Here is a 7,361-nt window from a genome sequence, read left to right on the forward strand (position 1 = left end):
AGCGCCTCTTGAGGCGCGAACCGAGCCTTGGCGAGGCAACCCTTCAAAACCCTACTGATCTTTCTATCGAAACTCTGTCACGGTTTGGAGTGTTTGATCTCCCTGCGGGCGATTCCGTGCTTCGCACGGTTCGCGCCTCAAGAGGCGCTCCTACAGCGGCTTCGTAGCCAACAACAAAAAAGCCGCACCCAAGAGGATGCGGCTTTTTTGTTTTGCTTTGAGCTTGAAGCTTGTAGCTCGAAGCTTCCTTACCCCATATTCCGGCTGTAGAAGATCTCCAGCATCTCGGTGCGCAGGCGCTCCTCAATCTGCTCCAGCTCTTCCTTCTCGAATTCGTCACTGCCGGCACCGAACAGATAGTTGTCGATGTCGAAGTCCTTGAGCAACATCTTGGTGTGGAAGATGTTCTCCTGGAACACATTCACGTCGATCATCTGATAGGCGTTCTGGGTGTCTTCGGTGAGGAAGTTCTGGATCGAATTGATGTCGTGATCAATGTAGTGCTTGGTGCCATCCAGATCCCGGGTCATGCCCCGCACCCGATAGTCGACAGTAACGATATCGGAATCGAAGCTGTGGATCAGGTAATTCAGCGCCCGCAGAGGTGAAATCACTCCACAGGTGGACACATCCACGTCCACCCGGAAGGTGGAGATACCGTTATCCGGGTGGGATTCCGGGTAGGTGTGCACCGTTACATGGCTCTTGTCCAGATGCGCCACCACGGAGTCCGGCAGCGGGCCAGGCGCTTCTTCGTCCCAGTCAGTGCCATCCGGCGGACTCTCATGCTCGGCAATCAGCATGGTCACACTGGCGCCCTGGGGATCGTAATCCTGGCGAGCCACGTTGAGCACGTTGGCGCCGATGATCTTGGTCACGTTGGTGAGAATCTCGGTGAGACGCTCGGCATTATACAGCTCGTCAATATACTCGATGTACTCCTTGCGATGCTGTTCCGTCTTCGCATAGGCGATATCGAAAATATTGAAGCTCAAGGATTTGGTCAGGTTGTTGAAACCATGAACCGTAATCTTGGGATTGGGATCTTTCACCACAGCTGTACCCCGTAGGCGTCACCGCCACAATAAAACCAACACACCACCGCAGACTCTGCGGCTACCTGTTTGCGAGACCTCAGGGCCTCAGCTTGCCTCCGGCTTGCGCCGGACCGTTGACCGGGCAGGAATCAAGCTTCCTGCCCCTCAATGGTATAACTATGGGTGATCTCAACACCACCTCGGGTCAGCATGATGCTGGCCGAGCAATACTTTTCAGCAGACAGCTCCACCGCCCGCTTCACCTGGTTTTCTTTCAGGTTATTGCCGCTGACGATGAAGTGCAGATGAATCTTGCTGAATACCGCAGGCACTTCATCAACACGCTCGGCGGTCAACTCACAGCGGCAGTCCGTCACGTCCTGGCGGGACTTCTTGAGGATATGCACCACATCAAAGGAGGAACAACCGCCAACACCCAGCAACAGGGTCTCCATGGGACGCGGTCCCCGGTTCTGACCACCGTGATCCGGCGGACCATCCATGAGCACCTTATGGCCGCTTTCAGTCTGCGCTTCATAGCAGGCTTCGCCCTGCCATTTAACCACTGCTTTCATGGGGGATCTCCCAGGTTCCAGTCACCGCTCCAGGCTGCCTTTATCCAGCCCCGAAAGGGGGCGCAGAGTACCATAGCGCGGGGGCGCCGCCACCCCCCTGACAGCCCCGGATGGCAGATAATTTTGCCACCGGGCAGCCCTCCCCATTGCCTGCTGATCCGGTGCCGGTCAGCCATAAACCACCGCTGAGCCTGTGAAAATTGAGAGTGAGAGCCAGTTCCCTTGGCATCAATGATAAAAACAGGCAATATCCTTACGCTTACCAGCTAAGACATTTTTCTGGCTTAATATTGAGCACCCATGACTGACGGCAACAAAATTATTCCAAATCTGGACCAGTTTCTGGCCCACTGCCATCGCCGCAAGTACCCGGCGAAGAGCACCATCATTTATGCGGGTGATGAATCGGATGCGCTTTACTATATTTTGAAGGGCTCCGTGACGGTCATGATCGAAGACGACGATGGTCGCGAGATGATCATGGCTTACCTGAATGAAGGGGATTTCTTCGGTGAAATGGGGTTGTTCGAGAACGACCCGTCACGCTCTGCCTGGGTAAAAGCAAAGACTGAATGCGAAGTCGCCGAAGTCAGCTACGGCAAATTCAAGCAACTGGCCCGAGAAGACGCCGACATCCTGTTCGCCGTCTCCGCCCAGATCGCCGGTCGCCTGCGCGCCACCACCCGCAAGGTGGGCGATCTGGCGTTCCTGGATGTGACTGGCCGTGTGGCTGGCACCCTGCTGGACCTGTGCAAACAGCCCGACGCCATGACCCACCCGGACGGCATGCAGATCAAGGTCACCCGCCAGGAAATCGGCCGCATCGTCGGCTGCTCCCGGGAAATGGTCGGCCGGGTACTGAAGAACCTGGAAGAACAGGGGCTGGTGTCTGTTAAGGGTAAGACCATGGTGGTTTACGGAACACGGTAAAAAGTTGACAGTTGATAGTGGACAGTTGACAGCGTCGCGGGCGAAGTCATTGGTTCATTAAAACAAAGAGGCCGCGCCCAAATCTATGAGCGCGGCTTCTTTGGTTTCAGCATTCACAGAAATTCAGGCGCGAGCTGTCAACTATCAACTGTCAACTACCCTTGAACGCCTCCATCTCCCGCTGAATGAAGTATTCCACCAAATCCCGGTAAAGCTTCTCGACCATGTCTGCGTCCAGCCCTTCCTGCTCCGCCCAATCCCGCCGGGTCTGAAGCATGCTCTTAAAGCGCTCTGGCGCACGAACCCCATCCTCACTTGTCTTGAACGCTGCGGCAGCATGAACATAGCCTACTCTTTCGCCCAGCAGGGCAATGATTTGCCGGTCGCGGCTGTCTATTTCAGCACGCACATCCTCCATGCCCAGGCATTCCTGCGGTGACTTTCCTGTCATATGCTCCCCCGGTAACAAAAGGCCGCCCCCATACTTATGGACGCGGCCTCACAAATTTCAGCATTCACAAAAGTTCAGGCGCGAGCTGTCAACTGTCCACTATCAACTGTCAACTCAGAAAAACAGCGCCTTCAGCGCCGCCCCCGGGTCCTCCGCCCGCATGAAGGCCTCGCCCACCAGGAACGCATTGATGCCGTTCTTGCGCATCAGCGTCACGTCTTCCGAGGTGTGGATACCGCTTTCGGTGACGATCATACGGTCGCCGGGGACCTTTTCCGCCAGCGTCAGGGTAGTATTCAGGCTGGTCTCGAAGGTATGCAGGTTGCGGTTGTTGATGCCGATCAGCTCGGCGTTGAGCTTGACCGCCCGCTCCAGCTCTTCTTCGGTATGCACTTCCACCAGCACATCGCAGCCGGCTTGCTGGGCAGCGTGGTACAGCTCGTTCATCTGCTCATCAGACAGGGCCGCCGCGATCAGCAGAATGGCATCGGCCCCCATGGCCCGGGACTCGAAGATCTGCCAGGGGTCGATCATGAAGTCCTTGCGCAACACCGGCAGATTGACCGCGTTACGTGCTGCACGCAGGTAATGCTCATCACCCTGGAAGAAGTCCTTGTCGGTGAGCACCGACAGACAGGCCGCGCCGTTTTTCTCGTAGCTGCGGGCAATCTCCACCGGATCGAAATCATCACGGATCACACCCTTGCTGGGGGAGGCCTTCTTGATTTCGGCGATCACTGCCGGCTGGTGGTCACGCACCCGGTCAAACAGGCTGGAAATGAATCCCCGGGACTTGCGCTCGTTGGCGGCCATGGCCTCCAGCTCACCCAGGGTGTAGTTGTTCTTGCCGACCGCAATTTCTTCCTGCTTGCGGGCAATGATCTTGTCGAGAATGGTGCCTGTGCTCATAACCGCTCTCCTTATCAGTCCGCAGCGGTGAGGGCCGTGCTGTATTGAGCCAGTTCACGCATGCGCTCTGCTGCCTCTCCATTGTGTATCAGGTCTTCGGCCATTCGTACCCCTTCTTTGTGAGTCCGGGTGATACCGCTCACATAGATGGCCGCCCCGGCGTTGAGGGCGATCATGTCCGCCGCCTTGCGGGCCGCATCGCTGCTGCGCTTGCCGAAGGCATCACGGATCAGCGCCAGGGAGGCGTCAGAGTCGGTCACATCCAGGCCGACCAGCGAATCGGAGTCCAGCCCCAGATCTTCCGGGGTCACCTCATATTCGCTGATTTCCCCGTTACGGAATTCCGCCACATGGGTGCGGGTGGCCAGGCTGATCTCATCCAGGCCATCCCGGCTATGCACCACCATCACGTGCTCGGCGCCCAGACGCCCCATCACTTCTGCCATGGGCCGGCACAGCTTCTCGGAGAAGACCCCCAGCACCAGGCGCTGCACGCCCGCCGGGTTGGTCATGGGGCCGAGAATATTGAACAGGGTACGCATGCCCAGTTCCTTGCGCGGGCCCACCGCGTATTTCATGGCCTTGTGGTGGTTGGGGGCAAACATGAAGCCCACCCCCACGTTATCCACGCAGCTGCCAATCTGTTCCGGGGTCAGGTCCAGGGCAATGCCGGCAGTTTCCAGCAGGTCCGCCGAACCGCTTTTCGAGCTCACCGAGCGCCCGCCATGCTTGGCCACTCGGGCCCCGGCGGCGGCGGCCACAAAGGCGCTGGCCGAGGACACATTGAACAGGTTGGCGCCGTCGCCACCGGTGCCGACGATATCCACCAGATACTGGCGGTTCTGCACCGGTACGGCGGTAACCAGCTCGCGCATCACCTGCACGCCACCGGTAATCTCGTCCAGGGATTCGCTCTTCATGCGCAGAGCCACCAGGAAGCCGCCGATCTGGGCGTCGGTGGCGCCGCCGGTCATGATCTGCCGCATGACTTCCTGCATTTCCTCGATGCTCAGGTCGATCTGCTCAACCACCTTGGCCAGGGCCTGCTGGATATTCATGCGGCGTCCCCTTGTTGTTCGCTTTTCAGAAAGTTCTCGAGCAGGGCATGGCCATACTCACTCAAAATAGACTCGGGGTGATATTGCACCCCTTCAATGGGCAAGGTCTTGTGGCGCATGCCCATCACCTCGTCCACGCTGCCATCCTCATTGCAGGTCCAGGCGGTCATCTCCAGGCAGTCCGGCAGACTGTCCTTTTCCACCACCAGGGAGTGATAGCGGGTGGCCGTGTAGGGAGACGGCAGGTTACGGAAAACGCCCGCACCGCTGTGGTAGATCGGTGAGGTCTTGCCGTGCATGACCTGGCGGGCACGGATCACCTTGCCGCCGAAGGCCTGGCCGATAGCCTGATGGCCCAGGCAGACCCCCAGAATCGGCAGCTTGCCGGCAAAGTGCTGAATGGCAGCAATGGAGATGCCTGCCTCGTTGGGGGTACAGGGCCCCGGGGAAATCATCAGCCGGTCCGGGTTCAACGCCTCGATCTCCTCGATGGTGATCTGATCATTGCGGTGCACCAGCACCTCGGCGCCCAGCTCCTGCAGGTACTGCACCAGGTTGTAGGTAAAGCTGTCGTAGTTGTCGATCATCAGCACACGCATTACCGCTGCCCTCCGTCTTCCAGGTTGAGACCACCCAGTGCCAGATTGACTGCCCGGAACACCGCCCGGGCCTTGTTCATGGTCTCGTCCCACTCGGACTGGGGCACGGAGTCGGCAACGATGCCGGCGCCGGCCTGTACGTAAAGGCGTTGATCCTTGACCACGGCGGTGCGGATGGCGATGGCGGTATCCATGTCACCGTTGAAACCGATATACCCCACTGCACCGCCGTAGACGCCACGCTTGGTGGGCTCCAGTTCGTCGATGATTTCCATGGCGCGAATTTTCGGCGCGCCGCTCAGCGTGCCGGCCGGGAAGGTGGCACGCAGAACGTCCAGTGGCCCCAGGCCGTCGCGCAACTCACCTTCCACATTTGAGACGATATGCATGACGTGGGAGTAACGCTCCACCACCATTTTATCGGTGAGCGTGACCTTGCCCGGCTTGGCCACCCGGCCCACATCGTTGCGGCCCAGATCGATAAGCATGAGGTGCTCGGCGATTTCCTTGGGGTCGGCCAGCAGATCTGCTTCCAGAGCCTGGTCTTCCTCGTTATTGGCACCGCGCTTGCGGGTACCGGCGATGGGTCGCACGGTGACGGCGCCCTGCTCTGCCCGGGTGAGAATTTCCGGGGAGGAGCCAGCGATATGGAAGTCCCCCAGATCCAGATAGAACATGTAGGGCGACGGGTTCAGGTAGCGCAGGGCCCGGTACAAATCCAGGGCCGGCGCCTTGAAAGGGCAGCTCATGCGCTGGGCCGGCACCACCTGCATCACGTCCCCGGCGAGGATGTACTCGCGCACCTTTTCCACACCGGCCTTGAACTGCTCCTCCGGGAATTCACTCTGAAAATCGCTCTCGTCCACGGGCTCGCCATAGACGGTATGCTCCGGCTCCGGCAAGGGCGCGCGCAGCAGGGTTTGCAATTCGTCGAGACGCTGCGCGGCCTGCTCGCCGGCGTCCGCGTCACGGGGATCCACATGTACCACCAGAAACAGGGCACCGCGCAGATTATCGAACACCACCACTTCTTCGGAGCGCATCAGCAGGATATCCGGCACGCCAAGCACATCCTCGCCGGGCGCCGGGCCCAGCCGGGGCTCGAAATAACGCACGCTGTCATAACCGAAGTAGCCCACCAGGCCGCCGTTGAAACGGGGCAGCCCGGGGATTTCCGGTGAGCGATACTGCTGACGGTAGTCTTCAATCCACTGGATCGGGTCAACCACCTCGGTGGTGGTTTCGCCCTGTTCATTACTGACAGTAACGGCCTGGCCGGTGATGCGAATCACTTCCGTGGCCGGCAGCCCGAGAATGGAATAACGGCCCCAGCGCTCGCCCCCCTGAACGGATTCAAACAGGTAGCTGTAAGGCCCCTGGGCCAGCTTGCGGTAGGCGGTCAGCGGCGTATCCAGATCCGCCAGCACCTCGCGTACCAGCGGCACCCGGGTATAGCCCTCTTGGGCATAACGATCCAGTTGCTGTTGTGACATGGTTGTCCCTATTGGTCTTCGCTCGGCCATTCAAACGCACAGGCCGACAAGTGCAACAATTGTAGAGGAAAAACAAGGCAAAAAGGGCGTGTCCGTGCAAGCGTTCAACACAGGCACAGAGGGAGCGTCACCATCGCCAGCTGGCGGGTGCGGAGAGGAAGGCAAAGCTGTTGATCAGGGCACGGTCCAAGGGGGACGTCCTTTCTCAAACGTGAAGATTCGGGGAATTCTAGCTAATGATAGCGCCCGACGCCAGACACTCCCCCCAGACCATGCCCCCGTTGGAGCCTTGCTCGCAAGGCGAAGGTT

8 protein-coding genes are annotated in these 7,361 nt (G+C 59.0%); 1 reads left to right on the forward strand and 7 read right to left on the reverse strand.

Translation table 11 applies throughout. From position 1 onward, the window contains the following. Positions 1–248: 248 nt before the first annotated feature. The gene (gene speD, locus B3Q33_RS15260; RefSeq protein ID WP_052043094.1) at positions 249–1,055 is read right to left on the reverse strand and encodes an adenosylmethionine decarboxylase; all 807 of its coding nucleotides are present in this window, start codon (positions 1,053–1,055) and stop codon (positions 249–251) included. A gap of 131 nt (positions 1,056–1,186) precedes the next feature. Beyond that, complete coding sequence (locus tag B3Q33_RS15265) at positions 1,187–1,612, reverse strand: OsmC family protein (RefSeq protein WP_272963065.1); 426 nt, start codon at positions 1,610–1,612, stop codon at positions 1,187–1,189. A 300-nt stretch (positions 1,613–1,912) separates the two neighbouring features. Here B3Q33_RS15265 and crp point away from each other — a divergent pair, with 300 nt between their 5' ends. After that, on the forward strand, positions 1,913–2,542 hold the full coding sequence (gene crp / locus B3Q33_RS15270) for a cAMP-activated global transcriptional regulator CRP (RefSeq protein ID WP_035250214.1): 630 nt from the start codon (positions 1,913–1,915) through the stop codon (positions 2,540–2,542). Between the two features lie 151 nt (positions 2,543–2,693). On the opposite strand, the gene B3Q33_RS15275 is transcribed toward crp, so the two are convergent. The 5 genes from B3Q33_RS15275 to trpE all read right to left on the reverse strand — a co-directional run bounded on the left by B3Q33_RS15275 (position 2,694) and on the right by trpE (position 7,052). Beyond that, on the reverse strand, positions 2,694–2,993 hold the full coding sequence (locus tag B3Q33_RS15275) for an isochorismate lyase (protein WP_035250216.1): 300 nt from the start codon (positions 2,991–2,993) through the stop codon (positions 2,694–2,696). A 114-nt stretch (positions 2,994–3,107) separates the two neighbouring features. Beyond that, positions 3,108–3,902 carry an indole-3-glycerol phosphate synthase TrpC gene (gene trpC / locus B3Q33_RS15280; RefSeq protein ID WP_272963064.1) on the reverse strand — a complete coding sequence of 265 codons (795 nt, stop codon included), beginning with the start codon at positions 3,900–3,902 and terminating at the stop codon, positions 3,108–3,110. Positions 3,903–3,916: 14 nt separating this feature from the next. Beyond that, positions 3,917–4,960 carry an anthranilate phosphoribosyltransferase gene (trpD, locus tag B3Q33_RS15285; protein ID WP_272963063.1) on the reverse strand — a complete coding sequence of 348 codons (1,044 nt, stop codon included), beginning with the start codon at positions 4,958–4,960 and terminating at the stop codon, positions 3,917–3,919. Beyond that, complete coding sequence (locus B3Q33_RS15290; protein WP_272963062.1) at positions 4,957–5,559, reverse strand: anthranilate synthase component II; 603 nt, start codon at positions 5,557–5,559, stop codon at positions 4,957–4,959. Before B3Q33_RS15290 ends, trpD begins: the two co-directional genes overlap by 4 nt. Beyond that, the gene (gene trpE, locus B3Q33_RS15295; RefSeq protein ID WP_272963061.1) at positions 5,559–7,052 is read right to left on the reverse strand and encodes an anthranilate synthase component I; all 1,494 of its coding nucleotides are present in this window, start codon (positions 7,050–7,052) and stop codon (positions 5,559–5,561) included. Before trpE ends, B3Q33_RS15290 begins: the two co-directional genes overlap by 1 nt. Between the last annotated feature and the right edge of the window lie 309 nt (positions 7,053–7,361).

It is taken from the genome of Alcanivorax sp. UBA3183 (assembly GCF_002364155.1).
GTDB lineage: Bacteria > Pseudomonadota > Gammaproteobacteria > Pseudomonadales > Alcanivoracaceae > Alcanivorax > Alcanivorax jadensis.

Excerpts from the sequence above, each read along its gene's own strand:
- trpE (WP_272963061.1), bottom strand. The coding sequence starts at position 7,052 with ATGTCACAACAGCAACTGGATCGTTATGCCCAAGAGGGCTATACCCGG.
- trpD (WP_272963063.1), bottom strand. The coding sequence starts at position 4,960 with ATGAATATCCAGCAGGCCCTGGCCAAGGTGGTTGAGCAGATCGACCTG.
- trpC (WP_272963064.1), bottom strand. The coding sequence starts at position 3,902 with ATGAGCACAGGCACCATTCTCGACAAGATCATTGCCCGCAAGCAGGAA.
- B3Q33_RS15290 (WP_272963062.1), bottom strand. The coding sequence starts at position 5,559 with ATGCGTGTGCTGATGATCGACAACTACGACAGCTTTACCTACAACCTG.
- crp (WP_035250214.1), top strand. The coding sequence starts at position 1,913 with ATGACTGACGGCAACAAAATTATTCCAAATCTGGACCAGTTTCTGGCC.
- B3Q33_RS15265 (WP_272963065.1), bottom strand. The coding sequence starts at position 1,612 with ATGAAAGCAGTGGTTAAATGGCAGGGCGAAGCCTGCTATGAAGCGCAG.
- B3Q33_RS15275 (WP_035250216.1), bottom strand. The coding sequence starts at position 2,993 with ATGACAGGAAAGTCACCGCAGGAATGCCTGGGCATGGAGGATGTGCGT.